The sequence below is a fragment of the Cellulomonas sp. B6 genome (assembly GCF_001462455.1).
Taxonomy (GTDB): Bacteria; Actinomycetota; Actinomycetes; order Actinomycetales; family Cellulomonadaceae; genus Cellulomonas.
In genome coordinates, this window is record NZ_LNTD01000268.1 from 1 (window position 1) to 15333 (window position 15333).

At 75.0% G+C, this 15333-nt stretch carries 19 protein-coding genes; 12 read left to right on the forward strand and 7 right to left on the reverse strand.

From position 1 onward, the window contains the following. The 3 genes from ATM99_RS17635 to ATM99_RS17645 form a co-directional block, all read left to right on the forward strand. Positions 1–1190, forward strand: a 1190-nt coding sequence (locus ATM99_RS17635) for a sensor histidine kinase (RefSeq protein WP_062104105.1), incomplete at its 5' end; no start/stop codon positions are given. Continuing rightward, the gene (locus ATM99_RS17640; protein ID WP_062104106.1) at positions 1190–1906 is read left to right on the forward strand and encodes a response regulator transcription factor; all 717 of its coding nucleotides are present in this window, start codon (positions 1190–1192) and stop codon (positions 1904–1906) included. The genes ATM99_RS17635 and ATM99_RS17640, both read left to right, overlap by 1 nt. A gap of 202 nt (positions 1907–2108) precedes the next feature. Next, positions 2109–2585 carry a hypothetical protein gene (locus tag ATM99_RS17645; protein ID WP_150118356.1) on the forward strand — a complete coding sequence of 159 codons (477 nt, stop codon included), beginning with the start codon at positions 2109–2111 and terminating at the stop codon, positions 2583–2585. Between the two features lie 25 nt (positions 2586–2610). Here the strand turns inward: ATM99_RS17645 and ATM99_RS17650 are convergent, their stop codons facing one another. The 3 genes from ATM99_RS17650 to ATM99_RS17660 form a co-directional block, all read right to left on the reverse strand. After that, positions 2611–3006, reverse strand: coding sequence for a DUF6578 domain-containing protein (locus ATM99_RS17650; protein WP_062104108.1), 396 nt, complete (start codon positions 3004–3006; stop codon positions 2611–2613). Continuing rightward, positions 3003–4127, reverse strand: a complete 1125-nt coding sequence (locus ATM99_RS17655) for a histidine phosphatase family protein (protein WP_223305260.1) — start codon at positions 4125–4127, stop codon at positions 3003–3005. The genes ATM99_RS17650 and ATM99_RS17655 overlap by 4 nt, the downstream gene beginning before the upstream one ends. 135 nt (positions 4128–4262) lie before the next feature. Next, positions 4263–4994, reverse strand: coding sequence for a class I SAM-dependent methyltransferase (locus ATM99_RS17660; protein WP_062104109.1), 732 nt, complete (start codon positions 4992–4994; stop codon positions 4263–4265). Positions 4995–5108: 114 nt separating this feature from the next. Here ATM99_RS17660 and ATM99_RS17665 point away from each other — a divergent pair, with 114 nt between their 5' ends. Beyond that, positions 5109–5492 (forward strand): hypothetical protein, encoded by a 384-nt coding sequence (locus ATM99_RS17665; RefSeq protein ID WP_062104110.1) that lies wholly within the window; start codon positions 5109–5111, stop codon positions 5490–5492. 80 nt (positions 5493–5572) lie between these two features. On the opposite strand, the gene ATM99_RS17670 is transcribed toward ATM99_RS17665, so the two are convergent. Continuing rightward, complete coding sequence (locus ATM99_RS17670) at positions 5573–5983, reverse strand: RidA family protein (protein WP_062104111.1); 411 nt, start codon at positions 5981–5983, stop codon at positions 5573–5575. A 79-nt stretch (positions 5984–6062) separates the two neighbouring features. Between ATM99_RS17670 and ATM99_RS17675 the strand changes: the two genes are divergently transcribed. Further along, the gene (locus ATM99_RS17675) at positions 6063–6452 is read left to right on the forward strand and encodes a helix-turn-helix domain-containing protein (protein WP_062104112.1); all 390 of its coding nucleotides are present in this window, start codon (positions 6063–6065) and stop codon (positions 6450–6452) included. Between the two features lie 63 nt (positions 6453–6515). Here the strand turns inward: ATM99_RS17675 and ATM99_RS17680 are convergent, their stop codons facing one another. The 3 genes from ATM99_RS17680 to ATM99_RS17690 all read right to left on the reverse strand — a co-directional run bounded on the left by ATM99_RS17680 (position 6516) and on the right by ATM99_RS17690 (position 9489). Continuing rightward, positions 6516–7907 (reverse strand): cellulose binding domain-containing protein, encoded by a 1392-nt coding sequence (locus ATM99_RS17680; RefSeq protein WP_062104119.1) that lies wholly within the window; start codon positions 7905–7907, stop codon positions 6516–6518. 135 nt (positions 7908–8042) lie between these two features. Beyond that, positions 8043–8693, reverse strand: coding sequence for a Type 1 glutamine amidotransferase-like domain-containing protein (locus ATM99_RS17685; protein ID WP_062104113.1), 651 nt, complete (start codon positions 8691–8693; stop codon positions 8043–8045). 49 nt (positions 8694–8742) lie between these two features. Beyond that, the gene (locus tag ATM99_RS17690) at positions 8743–9489 is read right to left on the reverse strand and encodes an alpha/beta hydrolase (protein WP_062104114.1); all 747 of its coding nucleotides are present in this window, start codon (positions 9487–9489) and stop codon (positions 8743–8745) included. Between the two features lie 107 nt (positions 9490–9596). Here ATM99_RS17690 and ATM99_RS17695 point away from each other — a divergent pair, with 107 nt between their 5' ends. The 7 genes from ATM99_RS17695 to ATM99_RS17720 all read left to right on the forward strand — a co-directional run. Continuing rightward, positions 9597–10580: an IS481 family transposase gene (locus ATM99_RS17695; protein WP_062101319.1), complete on the forward strand. Its 984-nt coding sequence runs from the start codon at positions 9597–9599 to the stop codon at positions 10578–10580. A 10-nt stretch (positions 10581–10590) separates the two neighbouring features. Further along, on the forward strand, positions 10591–11037 hold the full coding sequence (locus tag ATM99_RS19535) for a hypothetical protein (RefSeq protein WP_190278873.1): 447 nt from the start codon (positions 10591–10593) through the stop codon (positions 11035–11037). Between the two features lie 91 nt (positions 11038–11128). Beyond that, entirely contained in the window at positions 11129–11326 is a 198-nt protein-coding gene (locus tag ATM99_RS17705) for a hypothetical protein (RefSeq protein ID WP_062104120.1), read from the forward strand. Positions 11327–11346: 20 nt separating this feature from the next. Further along, complete coding sequence (locus ATM99_RS19540) at positions 11347–11514, forward strand: hypothetical protein (RefSeq protein ID WP_190278874.1); 168 nt, start codon at positions 11347–11349, stop codon at positions 11512–11514. 210 nt (positions 11515–11724) lie between these two features. Beyond that, on the forward strand, positions 11725–12162 hold the full coding sequence (locus ATM99_RS17710; protein ID WP_062104116.1) for a hypothetical protein: 438 nt from the start codon (positions 11725–11727) through the stop codon (positions 12160–12162). 4 nt (positions 12163–12166) lie between these two features. Further along, a complete protein-coding gene (locus tag ATM99_RS17715; protein ID WP_046528537.1) occupies positions 12167–12598 on the forward strand; it encodes a hypothetical protein in 432 nt (143 codons plus the stop codon). Beyond that, a partial coding sequence (locus tag ATM99_RS17720) for a lanthionine synthetase LanC family protein (RefSeq protein ID WP_062104117.1) occupies positions 12595–15333 on the forward strand: 2739 nt, incomplete at its 3' end. The genes ATM99_RS17715 and ATM99_RS17720, both read left to right, overlap by 4 nt.

Sequence of the window (15333 nt, forward strand, 5' to 3'; positions counted from 1 at the left end):
TGTACCCGCGGGACTCGGAGATCGAGCGCACCGTCGCCTCGACGTGGGTGGCCGGGACGGCCCTCGGTGCCGCGGTGCTCGTGCTGCGTCGCACGCGCCCGCTCGTCGCGACCGTGCTGCTCGTCGGGCTGTCGATCGCGTCGCTGCTGGTCGCCGGCGTGCTCGGGGTCCTGGGGCTGTGCCTGGCCGTCGCGCTGTCGGGCGTCGCGGCCACCCGCGAGCCCCGCACCACGTGGGCCGTCACGGGCGGCGTGCTCGTCGTGGTCGTCGGGGCCATGTGGCGCTGGCAGGACCTCGGCCTCATCGAGATCCTCGCGTGGGCGGGGTCGGTGCCCTCCCCGCTGTGGGAGCCGCAGCAGTTCCTCGCGCAGCCGAACTTCTCGCCCGGGCGTCGGATGGGCTCGGTGCTGCTGCTGGTCGTGCTCGTCCTGCTCGGCGTGGCCGTCGGGTCCGCGACGCGCTCGCGGCGGCTGCACGTGCAGGAGCTCGTCGAGCGGTACCGCGCGCTCGCGCGCGAACGCGACCAGAGCGCGGCGCTGGCCCGCGCGGCCGAGCGCGCGCACATCGCGCGCGAGATGCACGACGTCGTCGCGCACAACGTGTCGGTGATGGTCGCGCTGGCCGACGGCGCCGACGCCGCGTTCGAGCGCGCGCCCGACCGTGCGCGCGACGCCGTGCGGCAGGTCGCGCGCACCGGACGGGCGGCGCTGGGGGACATGCAGCGCGTCCTCGGCGCGTTGGGCCCGGCCGCGACCGACCCGGTGCCGGGTGGTGGTGACCAGCCGCAGGACCCCGCCGAGGTGGGCCTCGCGACGGTCGTCGAGCGCTTCGGTGCGACGGGCCTGGCGGTCACCGCGACGGGCCTGGACACGCCGCTGCCGCAGGACACCGCGGTGCGGCTCGCGGTGCTGCGGATCCTCGGCGAGGCGCTGACGAACGTGCTGCGGCACGCGCCGGGCGCGCCGTCCGTCGAGGTGGCGGTGCGCCGCACGCCGACGGCCGTCGAGGTGGACGTGCTCGACGCGGGCGGCGCACGCCCGGGTGACGGGCCCGGGTCGGGCCGTGGCGTGCTCGGCATGCGCGAGCGCGCGGCGCTGCTGGGCGGGACGGTCGACGCGGGCCCGCGCCCCGGCGGCGGCTGGCGCGTCCACGCGGTCCTGCCGTGGGCCGACGACGACGGAGGTGCGTGATGGCCGGCACGACCACGAGCGACGACGGGCGGCCCGCGACGACGGTGCTGCTCGTGGACGACCAGGCGCTCGTGCGCGTCGGGTTCCGGCTGGTCATCGAGTCCGAGCCCGACCTCGTGGTCGTCGGCGAGGCGTCCGACGGTGGCGCCGCGCTCGCGCAGGTCGCCGCCCTGGCGCCGGACGTGGTCCTCATGGACATCCGCATGCCCGGCGTGGACGGCATCGAGGCGACGCGGCGCGTCGTCGCCGAGCACCCCGGGTCCCGCGTGCTGGTCCTCACGACGTTCGACGTCGACGACCTCGCGTTCGCCGCGCTGCGCGCCGGCGCGAGCGGGTTCCTGCTGAAGTCCGCCGCGCCCGGTGAGCTCGTCGACGCGATCCGCACCGTGGCGGCCGGGACCGCGGTCGTCGCGCCGCGCGTGCTGCGCCGCATGCTCGACCTGTTCGCACCGCACCTGCCCGCGGGCGGCGACGTCGCCGAGCCGGGCGAGGACCCGCGGCTGAGCGCGCTCACCCCGCGCGAGCTCGACGTGCTGCGGCTCATCGCGGCGGGTGCGTCGAACTCCGAGATCGCGACCGAGCTGTACGTGTCCGAGACGACCGTGAAGACGCACGTGGGCAACGTGTTCGCCAAGCTCGGCGCACGCGACCGCGTGCAGGCCGTGATCATCGCGTACGAGTGCGGGCTCGCCGGCAGCACGCCGCGCCGCGCCTGAGCGGTACCGGCGCCACCCACCTGGGCGCTGCCCTCCCGGCACCAGCTCGTCGCCGACGGACAGCGGCACGGCTCGACGGACACCGGCGCGCCGGTGTCCGTCGACCGTCCGGGTGTCCGTCGGCGTGCGCGGTGGCGGTGCGGGGGGGCGTCCAGTCACGCAGGCGGCATCCCGACATCGACGGCTCTGCCATCCTGGCGTCGTGGGTCTGGTGGACGTCGCGGAGGGCAGTCCCTTCGCCGAGCACGTCGCGGGGGCGATCGGCCACGCGGTCTGGAACCCACGTCAGGGGCACGGCAGCTTCCTGACGTTCGAGCTCGGCGAGCCGCGCCGTGACAGCAGCGGTCACGTGCACGGCGAGTGGCACCTGTGGATCCAGATGGCCGCGTGGCGCATCGAGGACGGGGCGACCGTGCTCGCCGCGTGCGAGGACGACCGTGACGTCGTCGCGGCGGCACTCGCGGCAGTCGACGGGCGGCCGTTGACGGCGGTGACCGCGTCGGGCCCGGCGCTGGACACCGTGTTCTCGTTCGGCGACGTCCACGTGCGCACCTTCACCCTCTGGTCGGGCGAGGCGGACGGTGACGCCGACTCCTGGATGCTGTTCCGACCCGACGGGCAGGTGCTGACCGTCTCCCCGGGCGGCGTGTGGACGCTCGGGCCCGCAGGGGTCGCGTGATCGCCCGCGCGTGACCAGCGCGGTGTCAGGGCGTCGGTGCCTGCGGCGCGAGGTCGACGACGTAGCCGATGAGGCTGGTGCCGGGCGCGTCCTGCTCGCGGCCGGTCGCGGTGGTGACCGGCCGCAGCGAGCCGGAGCCCCGCACCGGGTGGAGCACCGAGCCGCCCGCCTCGGTCGGTCCGAAGCGGCAGAACGCCGCGTCCAGGCCCGTGACCGTCCCGCGGACCGTCGCCCCCGTGTCCGACGGGTCGCCGTGGTGCTCCTCCGCGTGCGTGATCCCGGCCGCGACGTCCGGGCCGACCGCGTTCGCCAACCAGTCGTGGTCGGGTTCCCCGCACTGCCACTCGACGACGCTCCCCGGTCGGACGACCTCGCCGCAGCACTGCAGCTGCCACGCCGCCACCCACACCCGCACGCTCACGACCCACTCACCCCGACCAGGTGCGCGACGTCGCCGACGGTGACGACCGCGCGGTTGTGGAAGAACCCGTCCTCGCGCAGCGTCGTGATGCTGCCCGACGGCACGGGGAACGCGACGTGCCCGGCGGACGCGACGGGCATGCCGATCCACGCCGCGACGAGCAGCCCGGCGGTGAAGCCGTGCGTGACGACCACGAGGTGGTCGACGTCGAGCGTCAGCAGGTCGGTCAGCGCGGCGTACGCGCGCACGGCGAGGTCGAGGCGCGTCTCGGCGCCGGGCACGCCCTCGTCGTGGCGCAGCCGGTCGCCGACCGCGGGCGGCGGCACGAAGCGTGCGTCGAGCCACGCCTGCGGGCGGCCGCCGGCCTCGCCGTAGGACTTCTCGCGCAGCCGCGCGTCGAACGTGGGGGTGACGGCGAGCGCCGAGGCGACGACCTCGGCGGTCCGGCGGGTGCGCAGCAGGTCCGACGCCGCGACGGCGACGCCCGCGTCTGCGCCGATGCGCGCCCGCAGCGTCGCCCCGATCGCCGCCGCCTGGCGCTCGCCCAGCGGCGTGAGGTCGGAGTCGAACTGCCCGCCGACCAGGCCGTCGACGTGGTGCGTCGCCTCGGGGTGCGTGACGACGTGCACGGTGCGCTCACGCGCGGGGACGCGGCCGGGCACGGGCGGCAGCGGCACGGGGTCCGCGGTGACCGGCGGCGCGGCGTAGAACAGCTCGGGGTCGCCCTCGTCGAGCCCGTCGACGACGCCGACGCACGCCCACCCGGCCGCGTCGAGCACGGTCTGCATGGGCCGGTTCGACAGGTTCGTGGACGTGAAGACCTTCGGCGTCGTGCGCGTGGTGGACGCGTGCGCGAGCAGCGCCGTCGCGACGCCGCGGCGCCGTGCGGCGGGCGCGACCTTGACCAGCTCGACGAGGTCGTGGCCGAGGAAGTGCGGCACGACGACCGCGAACCCCACGACGTCACCGGCCGTCCCGGCGACGCGCAACGCACCCGTCGACGCCCACGCGGTCACGTCGTCGCCGGTGAGCGCGCCCCCGGTCGCGTGGTCGAGGTCGAGGACGGCGGGCACGTCCGCCGTCGTGGCGCGGCGGGTCTGCGGGGTCGGGTGGGCGCTCACGCGGGCACGCTAGCGACGGCCGTCGCGTCGGGCCAGGGGGATCGTGCCGTCCGTACCGGGAGGCACGCCCGTCGCCGTCCGCGAGCGCTCGTCGGTCTGGCGCGCACCACACGGCCCGTCACGCGAGTCGCCGCATCACGACCCCGCGCGGCGCAGCAGCACGACCCGCTCGTCGTCGGCGGGCACCTCGACGTGCTCGACTGTCAGGCCCGCGTCCTCGGCGAGCTGCCGGAACCCGTCGTCGGTGTACCAGTGCATGACCCAGTCGCGGTCAGCCTCCTGCACGCCGTCGGGGCCGTCGAGCCGGTAGCGCACGTGCGTCGTGCGCGTCCGCGCGTCGGCGTCGTACTCCTCGCCGACGACGTGGAACCGCGCCTGCCGTCCCTGCTCGGTGACGGCCTCGCGGACGCGGCCGATCTGCTCGGCGGGCGTCGGCGGCGGTGACCACAGCGGCACGAGGGCCGCGCCGCCGGGCACCAGGTGCCGCGTGATCGACAGCAGCGCGGCCGCCGCGGTCGCGTCGTCGGGCAGCAGGTTGAACGTCGCGCCCGCGAGGTACACCGACCGGAACCGCCGCGGCAGCGCGAGGTCCTCCATGCGCTGGTGGTGCACGGCGGCGGTCAGCCCCTGCGCGGCGGCCTTCTCGCGGCAGCGCCGCACCATGTCGGCCGACGAGTCGACGCCCTCGACGTCGACCCCCGCCGCCACCAGCTCGAGGAACGGGCCGACGTCGCCGCAGCCCAGCTCGAGCGCGGGCTCACCCTCCGCGCGGACGAGGTCGAGGTACGGGCCGGCCTCGACGACCTCACCCCGCAGCGGTCCGTAGGCCTCGGCGACGATCCCGGTGTAGAAGTCCGCAGCGCGCATGGCGGCACGGTAGTGAGGCGTCGGAGACGTTGACCAGGGGATTCGCACGATGCCCCCGGGGCGGGCGGTGGGTGAAGCGCCCCACGCGCTGCTCGCTTGCGTCACACTGACGCGGTGCTCAACGCCCGGGGGTTCGTCGACGCGCTGCTCGCGGCGGTCCCGCGCGCGACGCCGCTGGTGGACGAGAACCGGGACGACGACGGCGTCGTCCTCCTGCACCTGCTGCTCTCGGACCTCCTGCGTCTGACGGTCGCCGCGTTCGGGGCCGGTGACACGGCGCTGGTGGGCCGCGTCCTCACGGTGGTCGAGAAGGGGCTGCGCGAGGGGGACGACCACGTGGCCGAGGCCGTCGCGGTCTCGTTCGTCGAGCACTACGGGGCCGCCCCCGGTGAGTCCGACGAGCTCCTCGGGTGCTGGCCGCCGCTGCTGCGCGCGGAGCTGGACCGTCAGCGCGGGCGCGGGGGCGGTGCGTCCGCGACGTCGTCCGCACGCGGGTGACCCGAACCGAGGAGGGGGACGTCGCGGTGCGTGGGGGTGTCGGCCCGGGGTAGGCGGTGACGTCGGCCGGCGCGGTCGCGTCAGTCGAGGACGGCCGTGGCCTCGACCTCGACCAGCACGTCCGGCTCGAAGAGCACGACCACCCCGATGAGGGAGGCCGGCGGCATCGGCAGGGGGAGGTCGACCTCGTCGGCCACGGCCTCGACCCCTGCCATGAAGGTGTCCATCATCTCGGGGCGCCACCCGGTGACGTAGAACCGCAGGTGCACGACGTCGCGGAACCCGGCACCGGCGCCCGCGAGGGCGGTGCGCACGTGGCGCAGCGCGTGGCCGACCTGGCCCGCGAGGTCGCCGGGGGCCAGGGGCGTGCCGTCGGCGTCGCGGGCGATCTGGCCGGCGACGTGGACCTGACGCGTGCCGGTGGCGACGGCGACGTGGTGGTACGGGACGGGCTGCAGGAGGCCCGCGGGCGACGACAGCTGGACGGTCATGGGGGTGCTCCCTCGGTCGACATTGTGGTATCTCATGGGTACCTGGTGTCGGGAGGGCATTTCAACGAGACTGGGTGTCGTGACGGATACCGACCCGCGCGACGACGACCGGCTGACCATCACCGCACCGCACCGCGAGCTGCTCGATCAGGTGCTCGACCGGTGGTCGCTCGACGTGCTGAACGAGCTGTGCGAGCGGCCGATGCGCTTCAGCGCCCTGCGCCGCGCGATCCCGACGGTCACGCAGAAGTCCCTGACCGCGACCCTGCGGCGCCTGGAGCGCAACGGCATCGTCGAGCGCGTCGTGCTGGGCACCCGGCCCGTCGCCGTCGAGTACCGGATCACGCCCCTCGGCAAGACCCTCCGCGCGCCGGTCGACGCGATCCTGCACTGGGCGGCCGAGCACCTGCCGCGCATCGACGCGGCCCGCGAGCGGTACGACGCCGAGCTGGACGACGGACCGCACTGACCACCACGCGTCGATCGCGGCGCGCGCGGCCACGCCCGGTCGGGCAGCCGCGCGCGTCGCGGCTCACGACGCGCAGGTGACCTGCGGCGTGCCCGGCGTCCCGGTGGCGATGAACCCGAACGTCGTCGTCCCGCCCGCCGCGAGCGCGCCGTTGTAGGGCGCGTTGCTCACGACGACGCTCGTCCCGGAGGCCGCCTGGACGCCGTTCCACAGCGTGCTCACGGTCGCGCCGGTCAGCGTCACGCGCCACGACGTGAGCGCCGCCGCACCCGCCGTGACCGTGACCTCGCCCTGGTAGCCGCCGGACCACGTGCTGACGGCCCGGAACGTCGCGGTGCACGCGGCACCGGGCGTCGGGGTGGTCGTCGGCGTGGGCGTGACGGTCGGGGTGGGCGTCGGAGTCACGGTGGGCGTCGGCGTGGGCGTGGGCGTGGCCGTCGGACTCACGGTCGGCGTCGGTGTGGGCGTCGTGCCGTCGCCGCCGGACGTCGTGTACGGGACGACCGTCCGCGGTGCGGAGCACTTGCCGCCGCACGCGGTGGGCAGCGAGAACGCGTACTCGCGCCCGCCGAAGAGGTAGGCGTCGGTGACGTCCTTGACGCGGATCCGGTAGTCGGTGCCGCCGGCCGTGGTCGGCTTCACCAGGAACGACTGCCCCATGTCGGTGTTCATGGGGGTCGTGACCCAGGCGCCGTCGGCGTAGTGCTCGACGCCGTGGATGCCGTTGGGCAGGTGGTTGATGGACACCCCGGCCCACCAGCGCTCGGAGCCCTGGATGAACCCGATCTCGATGTCCCCGGTGTAGTGCGGCGCCTCGATGAACTCCCAGCTCACCTTGCGGTTGCCCCAGTGCGCGGGCTCGAGGTCGCCGACCGCCGCGCCGTCCTTCACGAACCGGTTGATGGCGGCGTGCGCGAGGTCCAGGTGGTACGGGTCGTCGCGGCACCACGCGTTGGGGTCGCCGCAGCTGTCGGCGACGAGCATGTCGAGCGTCGCACCGTTGTACCGGTCCTCGACCCATGCGCCGTTGCGGCAGAAGGCCTGACCGGCGGCGCCGTCGTTGAGGCCCGTGCAGTAGTCGTCGATGGTCACGCGCACCCACCGGCCGCAGTTGCGGCCGTTGTCCCACATGCCGATCTTCGGGTCGCCGGCGGCCATCGGGCGCGGGTACATGGCGTAGTCGCCGGGCGTGTGGAACACGTTGAGCGCGATCCAGTTCTGCGTCTCCAGCTGGTCCTGCGGCAGCCCGCAGCCGCCGTAGGGTGCGCCGAGGTTGTCGAACCACGTCGCGTTGCCCGTGACGGGTGCGGGCTCGCCGCCCGGGGTGATGGCCTGCGTGGTGGGGGCCCGCGTGGCGACGGCCTGCGCCGCGGAGGGGGCCGCGACGAGCGCGGCACCCGTCAGCAGCACGGCGAGCACGTGGCTCCACGTCCGGAGCAGCCTCTGCGCGGACATCACGGTCCCTCTCGGTGGGCGACGGGTCGCGCCGAGTGTGCTCCTGCTGCGGGCCCGGCGGGCGGGGGTCGGGCGTCGTCCGGGGCTGCGAATCGTTTCCGACGACGGACGGGCCCGCCCGACCCCGTCAGGCGCTCACCGCAGCCGCGTCCACGTCCCCTCGGAGACCACCTCGACCACGCCGTCGACGACCGTGATCGCCGTCTGCTCGTCGATCGCGTACGCGGGCACGTCGAGGTCGGCCGCCCACCGCTCGGCGTCGGCCGGGGTGTTGGTCGGGAACGCGTTCAGGTGCGGGAAGATCGCGAAGTCGGTGAGGCCGAGCGTCCGGTCGTCCGGTGCGGACGGCCACGCGACGAAGGACGGGCCGATGCGCGGCGTCAGCACCATGCTCCCCGCGCTCACGCCCACCCACACCGTGTCCGTCAGCGACGGCAGCAGGTCCGCGACGCCCGACTCGCGCAGCCAGTGGGCCAGGTAGGTCGCGTCGCCGCCGTCGACGAGCAGCACGTCGGCCTCCCGCAGCCACGTCTCCCAGCGCCGTGAGCCCGTCGACGGCAGCGCCGTCAGCTCCAGGACGCCGAGCGACGCCCACCCCAGACCCGTCAGGTGCGCGTCGCCCGCGACGACGCGACGCACCGACGCGGGCCCGCACATCGGGTGCCCCCACTGGGCGGTCGGGATGCACAGCGCGTGCGCCTCGGCGACCGGCTTGCCGAGCAGCCGCACGAGCGCGTCGTGGATCGACGGGTTGGTGACCCCGCCCGACGTGAGCAGCAGCCTCATCGTTCCTCCCGGTCGTCGTGCGGCGTGTCCGTCCGCGGTCGAGGTGGGATCAGCCGGGGGCGACCGCCGCGCCCGGACCCGGCAGGTGCGCGGTCAGGAAGTCGACGCTCCGTGCGATGACGCCCTCGGCCTGCTCGTACGTCCACGCGCTGTGCGGGAAGCCCTCCAGGACGTCGACACGGTCGTGCGGTCCAGCCGCCGTCACCAGGGCCTCGCGGTTGGCGGTGGACACGTACTCGTCCGCGGTCCCGAACACCAGGTGGCACGGGGCGTCGACCTCGCGGAACCGAGCGGGCACGTCCGCCGCGTGGGCGTCCTCCCAGAACGCGTTGCCGACGCGCTGACCGCCCTCCTCGACGTACCCCGCGGGGTCGGGCACGAACACGTCCGTGCTCGCGTCGGGCACCCAGGCGACGAGCGCCTCCACGCTGATCCTCGCTGCCGCGCAGATCACGGCCGACCCGCCCATGCTCTGCCCGAAGAGCGCGACCCGGCGGCCCCGCGCCTGCTGCTCGCGCGTCAGGGTGACGATCGTGTCGACCCAGTCCGTGAAGCGCGAGTCGAGGAAGTCGCCGGGGGAGTCGCCCGAGCCGTGCTGGTCGAACCGCAGCGACGCGATGCCGTGCGTCGCCAGGGTGCGCGCCGCACGCACGAAGGTCCGGTTCGGGCCCGTCTTCTCACCGCGGAAGCCGTGGCAGAAGACGACGAGACGGTCGTCGTCGCCCTCGTGCAGCACGGCCGCGAGCGAGCGGCCGGCCACTGTCACGTCGAACGACGACTCCGGGTGCGACGGCATGGGGCGAGCCTAGGTGTATTGACCCGGAACGTTGTTGACGTAGCGAGAGACCTCCGGGTCGAGTGGGAACTGCTCAAGGAACCCGCGTCGACCACTGGAGGTCTCTCGTGTCCCACGCTAACGCCCGGTTGACCCCTGCCGGCAGGTTCGTGATGGTCGAGCGCATCGAGGCCGGTCGCCCGGTCGCTCATGTCGCTGCGGAGATGGGTGTCTCGCGAACGACGGCGTGGCGGTGGTGGCGCCGGTATCGCGAGCTGGGCCGTGCGGGCCTGGTGGACCGGCCCAGCCGCCCGCTGAGCCACCCGCACCGCACGTCACCCTGCGTGGAGACGCGGATCCGGATCGCGCGGATGCTCTCGCGGCGCGGGCCGGTCTGGATCGGCCACCACCTCAGCCTGGCGCCCTCCACGGTCGGGCGGGTCCTGGCCCGGCACCGGGCACGCCTGCTGCGCGAGTGCGACCCGGTGACCGGCCTGCCGATCCGCGCGGCGCGAGCGTCGGCGGCTCGCTACGAGCACCCCTACCCGGGCTCGTTGATCCACGTGGATGTCAAGAAACTCGGGCGGATCCCCGACGGCGGCGGGTGGCGCGCCCACGGGCGAGAGGCGACCGTCACGGCGAAGAGCAAGCGTGCACCGATCGGCTACGACTACGTCCATACCGCGATCGATGACCACTCCCGCCTGGCCTACGCCGAGATCCACGACGACGAGAAAGGCACCACGGCGGCCGGCTTCCTGGCCCGCGCAGCAACGTTCTACGCCTCCCACGGCATCCGGATCGAACGCGTGATCAGCGACAACGCGTTCGCCTACCGCAACTCCCGGGAGTTCAAACGCGTCGCAGCCGACCTCGGCATCGTCCAGAAGTTCATCCGACCGCACTGCCCGTGGACCAACGGCAAGGTCGAACGCCTCAACCGCACCCTCGCCACCGAGTGGGCCTACCGCCGCCCCTGGACCTCCACCACCGAACGCGCCGCGGCCTTGCCCGCCTGGCTCGAGCACTACAACCTGGACCGACCCCACCTCGGCATCGGCGGACAACGACCCATCGACCGCGTCAACAACGCTGCGGGTCAGTACACCTAGGGTGCGGCGCATGACCCACGTGCGACGCGCGCTGACGACGGCATGCGTGCTGCTCATCGCCCTGGTGGCGTGCTCGGACGTCGCCGACGACGAGCTCAGCGCCGACGAGGTGTGCGACAACCAGCCGGAGTCGCCCTTTCTCACGGTCGAGGCCATCACGGACGAGCAGGGTGCGGGTGTGGAGTGGAGCGACGTCACCATGGGGCGTTTCCAGGACCAGACGTTCCGGCTCCACGCCCGAGCCGCCGGCACCGGCGACGAGCGGGAGCAGGTCGGGGACGTCGTCCTCACCGCCGATGACGCGCGCGAGGTCATCCCCGTCGACGTGCCGCCCGGACTGTGGGAGGTCGGCATCACGCACCTCGACCCGGTCTGCGGCGAGAGCGAGCTCTGCGTCGTCGACGAGTGCTCGTCTGCCGTCGTGGAGGTAGCGTCGGAGCCCGAGGGGACGCCGTAGGTGGGTCGGCGTTCCGGCACGTGACCGGTGATCGCGAGCTGCGCCCAAGGCCAGCAGGCGGGACCACGAGCGATTCCGCGCTGTGGTGGCGATGACTCTCCGGTTCAACCCGGCAGAGACCGAGGCCCTGCGACGTCGGGCCGAGATCGAGCACCGTTCGATGCAGGACGTCGGCCGGCAGGCGGTCCGCGACGACATCGAGCGCACGTCGCGCGACGACCTCATCAACGCCGTCATGGATAGCGAGCTCCCCCGCTACGCCGAGGCTCTCGAGCGCCTCGGTCGCTGATCTACCTCACCGCCGACGAGATGCTCGCCGTCGCGCGACGCGCCGTCGGGGACCTCGTCGTCGGTGCGCCGAACGACAAGGTCACCGCGCTCGAGCCGCACGTCGACCTCGAGCACGTCGTGCTCAAGGACGGTGCCGGCGGGTCGCGGACCAAGGCCGTCGCGGGCGCGGCGGACGACGCGTCCTGACGGCCGGACCGCGGCCACGCGGGACGTTCCGCGGGCACGGTGCTCGAGGCGGCCGGCGGTGACCTGCGACGTCGCCGCCGAGCGGGTGAGATCGTGGGCGAAGGGCGAATCATCCCGTTGCGCCCGGGAATCGTGCGAGCCTAGCGTGTGACGCAAGTCACAGTTCGGGGGCGCTGCGACCGGGTCATCCCAGCCCCCGAGGGGGCACGGATGGACCAGCAGAGCTTTGCCCGGATCGTCGAGCGTGCGCACAAGGACCCGGAGTACCTGAGAGCGCTCGTCTTCGCGCCCGAGACCCTGGTGCCGGACGTCAAGGATCACCTCACGCGACGCCAGCTGGGCGCCGCACTGTCCAAGAGTCCGGCCGAGGTCATCGCCCGGACGATCGGGATCGACCAGTACTGCGGCAACACCTGTACGTCGAGCTGCGACAACACCTGCGGCGGCAGCTGCGGCTTCACGACCAACCTCACGGACGAGGTGGCCGCACGGGTCACGTACTTCGCACGCGACCTCGAGCAGATCGCGGAGTGCGGGAACACCTGCACGTCCAGCTGCGACAACACCTGCGGCGGCAGCTGCGGGTTCACCACGAACCTCACCGACTTCGGCAGCATCGCCGCGCGCGGCGGTCAGGCCTTCCGCTGAGACCGTGGACGCCGAGTCCTTCCGGCGACTCGTCGCCGAGGTCGAGCGCGACCCCGCCCTGCTCGCCGCCCTCCTGACCGGCGGCACGCAGGACGCCCGGCTCGTCGACCTGCTGCCCGAGGGGCGCCGCCGCGCCGCCGCGGGCGGTGCGGGCGCCGTCGTGCAGGCACGCCTCGCCCCGGTCCTCGACCGGCGCCGGCTGCTCCTCACGGCGGTCGGCGCGTCGTGCGACGGCAACGTGACGTGCTGCTGCACGTCCGGCACGTGCGGAGGGGTCACGTGCGGGGGCAGCACGTGCGACGTCACGTGCTCGGGCGACAGCTGCGGCAGCACGTGCGGCGACTCGTGCGGCACGACGACGAACCTGCAGTCCGTCGCCGAGCAGGTCACCCGGGGGGCACGCCCCGGGGGCCGCACCGGGGGCGGCTTCCGGTGACGGACGTCGTCACCACCCCCGGGGTCGGCGCGCCGCGCACCCGCGCGGACGCCGGCCCCGGGGTCGTCGCCGCGCTCACAGCCGCGGGCCTGGACGTGCGGGTCGCGTGGCCGTGGGCAAAGGTCGGGCGCACGGACCGGCCATCGGGGTGGAAGCTGCACCTCACGTGCGTACCCACCCACCTCGACCGCCTGGTGGAGGTCCTGGTCGACCGCGTCGCACCCACGGGCGCACCGTTCAAGGTCGCGCTCGACGCGACGGTCGTCGCGCTGCTCGACGAGGGCGGTCTCGGTGACAGCCAGGTCGGCAAGGCCGCCACCGTGTACCCCCGCACCGACGCCGAGCTCGGTGCGCTCGCCGCCGCGCTGCGCGAGGTCGACCTGCCCGGTCCGCACGTGCCCGACGACGTCTGGCTGGGCGGCCCGGTGCACGCGCGCTGGGGCACGTTCGACGGCGTCGTCACGCGCGACGTCCTCGGCCAGAGCGTCGTGCAGGTCCGCGCACCCGACGGGAGCCTCGTGCCCGACGCGTACGACCGCGACCTGACCCGGGCGCGTTTCGCCACGGCGTTCGCCGGGACGCCGCTGGCCGGTCTGCAGCAGGACCCGCCGCCCGACCCGAGCGGAGTCGTCGGCGGCCGGTACGCGGTGGTCGGGGAGCTGCGTCGCACCGCGTCGGGCACGCTGCTGCAGGCGTTCGACCTCGCCTCCCCCGTGCCGCGCGCGATGATCCTCAAGCACGGCCGCGCCGGCACGCTCGCCGACCTGCACGGGCGCGACGTGCTGGACCGGCTGCGCCACCAGCGTCGCATGCACGAGCTCACCGCACCGCTCGGCGTCGCACCACGCTGCGACCCGCTCGTCGCCGTGCCGGGCGGCGCCGTGCTGCCGCTGGAGTTCCAGGCCGACGACAGCCTCGAGGCGCTCGTCGCGGCACGCGTCTCCGGGCGGTCGCTGGCGACGTGCGCGCCGGACGCCCGGGCGACGGTGCTGGACGCGTTGTCCGGGGCGGGGCGCTGCCTGGCCACGCTGCACGCGCTGGGCGTCGTGCACCGTGACCTGTCCCCCTCGAACGTGCTGCTCGCGCACGGCCGGGCCGTGCTCTCGGACCTGGAGCTCGCGGCGGTGCTCGGCGACGGCACGCCCGTGCACGGCAAGGGGACGCCGGGGTTCATGGCGCCCGAGCAGCTGCAGGACGCCCCGCCCGACCCCGCGATGGACGTGCACGCGTTCGCCGCGCTGACGCTGTTCGCGCTGCTCGGGGTCGACCCGCGGCGCCTGCCGCGGCCTGAGCAGTCCGACGGGTGGCGCTCGCTGCGCCGGCTCGTCCCGGGCGTGCCGGACGCGGTGTGGACGGTGCTGCGGCGCGCGATGGACGTGGACCCCGCGCGGCGGCCTCCGCTGCACGCCGTGCGCGACGTCGTCGACGACCTGCCGCACGCGGCACCACCTACCGGCGGGGCCCCGCGGCCGGCGGCGGCGCAACCCGTCGGCGCTCGGCGGGCGGCGGCCGTGGCACCCGTCGACGCCCCACGGGCGCGGAGCGCGGCGCTGACGGTCGGCGCGCGCCTGCCCGCCGGGCTCGTCGGTGCCGCGCTCGCGACGCTCGCCAGCCCGGCCGTGCTCGACCCCGACGGGCGGTGGATCTCGGCTCCCGTGCGTGCGGGGCAGGCGTCCGCCGCACCGGAGGTCCGGCGGAGCCTGAACCGCGGGGCGGCGGGGCCGCTGCTCGTCTGCGCGGGCCTCGCGGGGGCGACGAGCCTGCCGCGCGACCTCGTCGCGGTGTGCCGCACCAACGCGACGGCCCTCGCCACGGGCCGCGCGGAGCCAGACGCGGGCATGCCGGGTCTGCACTTCGGCGAGACGGGTGTGCTGCTCGCGCTGCACGCCGCGCGCCGCCGAGGACTGGCGGCCTTCGACGACGGCGACGTGCGCGACCTGTGGGACGCGGTGCTGGCCGAGCCGGTGTGGTGGGACGTCACGCACGGTGCGGCGGGCGTCGCGGTGGGCCTGACCCGCCTCGCACCGCTGGTCGACGACCCCGCCGCGCGGGCGCGCGCGCTGCGGCACCGGGACGCGCTCGTCGAGCGGCTCGTCGCGGCGCAGGAGCGCGACGGCTCGTGGGTGACGCCCGACGGCGTGCCCGGCATGTCGGGCGAGACCCTGACGGGGTACGCGCACGGTGTCGCGGGGGTCGCGCACGCGCTCGTGGTGCTCGCGCCGCACGTCGCCGACGCCGACCTCGCGCGGCATGCGGTCGAGGCGGGGGCGCGGGCGGCGACGTGGCTGCGCGACGGCGCCGAGCGGGCCGACGACGCGCTGACGTGGCCGTACGGCGACCGGCACCCGGAGCACTGGCGGTGGTGGTGCCACGGCGCACCCGGCATCTCCCGGCTGTTCGTGGCCCTCGCGGCGACGACCGGCGACCCCGAGCACGCCCGCACGGCGCGGCGCTGCCTGGCGGGCGTCGACCCGGCGTTCGACCCCGCGAACCTCAGCCTGTGCCACGGCCTCGCCGGCGTCGCCGAGCTGCTGCTCGACGCGGGCGACACCCTCCACGACGACGCGCTGCGCGACCGCGGCCGCGCGCTCGCCCGCACCGTCGCCCGCCGGCACCTGCGGGGCCGGCAGGACGTCTACTGGGTCGTCGAGGACCCCCAGGTCATCGGCGCCGACCTCATGGTCGGGCTCGCCGGGGTCGTGCACCTGCTCGCGCGCGCGGGCGGCGTGCGGGGG

Bases quoted from the DNA above. Each gene is read 5' to 3' on its own strand.
- ATM99_RS17640 (WP_062104106.1), top strand. From the start codon at position 1,190: ATGGCCGGCACGACCACGAGCGACGACGGGCGGCCCGCGACGACGGTG.
- ATM99_RS17660 (WP_062104109.1), bottom strand. From the start codon at position 4,994: ATGCGCGCTGCGGACTTCTACACCGGGATCGTCGCCGAGGCCTACGGA.
- ATM99_RS17670 (WP_062104111.1), bottom strand. From the start codon at position 5,983: ATGACCGTCCAGCTGTCGTCGCCCGCGGGCCTCCTGCAGCCCGTCCCG.
- ATM99_RS17680 (WP_062104119.1), bottom strand. From the start codon at position 7,907: ATGTCCGCGCAGAGGCTGCTCCGGACGTGGAGCCACGTGCTCGCCGTG.
- ATM99_RS17685 (WP_062104113.1), bottom strand. From the start codon at position 8,693: ATGAGGCTGCTGCTCACGTCGGGCGGGGTCACCAACCCGTCGATCCAC.
- ATM99_RS17690 (WP_062104114.1), bottom strand. From the start codon at position 9,489: ATGCCGTCGCACCCGGAGTCGTCGTTCGACGTGACAGTGGCCGGCCGC.
- ATM99_RS19535 (WP_190278873.1), top strand. From the start codon at position 10,591: ATGACCCACGTGCGACGCGCGCTGACGACGGCATGCGTGCTGCTCATC.
- ATM99_RS17705 (WP_062104120.1), top strand. From the start codon at position 11,129: ATGACTCTCCGGTTCAACCCGGCAGAGACCGAGGCCCTGCGACGTCGG.
- ATM99_RS19540 (WP_190278874.1), top strand. From the start codon at position 11,347: ATGCTCGCCGTCGCGCGACGCGCCGTCGGGGACCTCGTCGTCGGTGCG.
- ATM99_RS17710 (WP_062104116.1), top strand. From the start codon at position 11,725: ATGGACCAGCAGAGCTTTGCCCGGATCGTCGAGCGTGCGCACAAGGAC.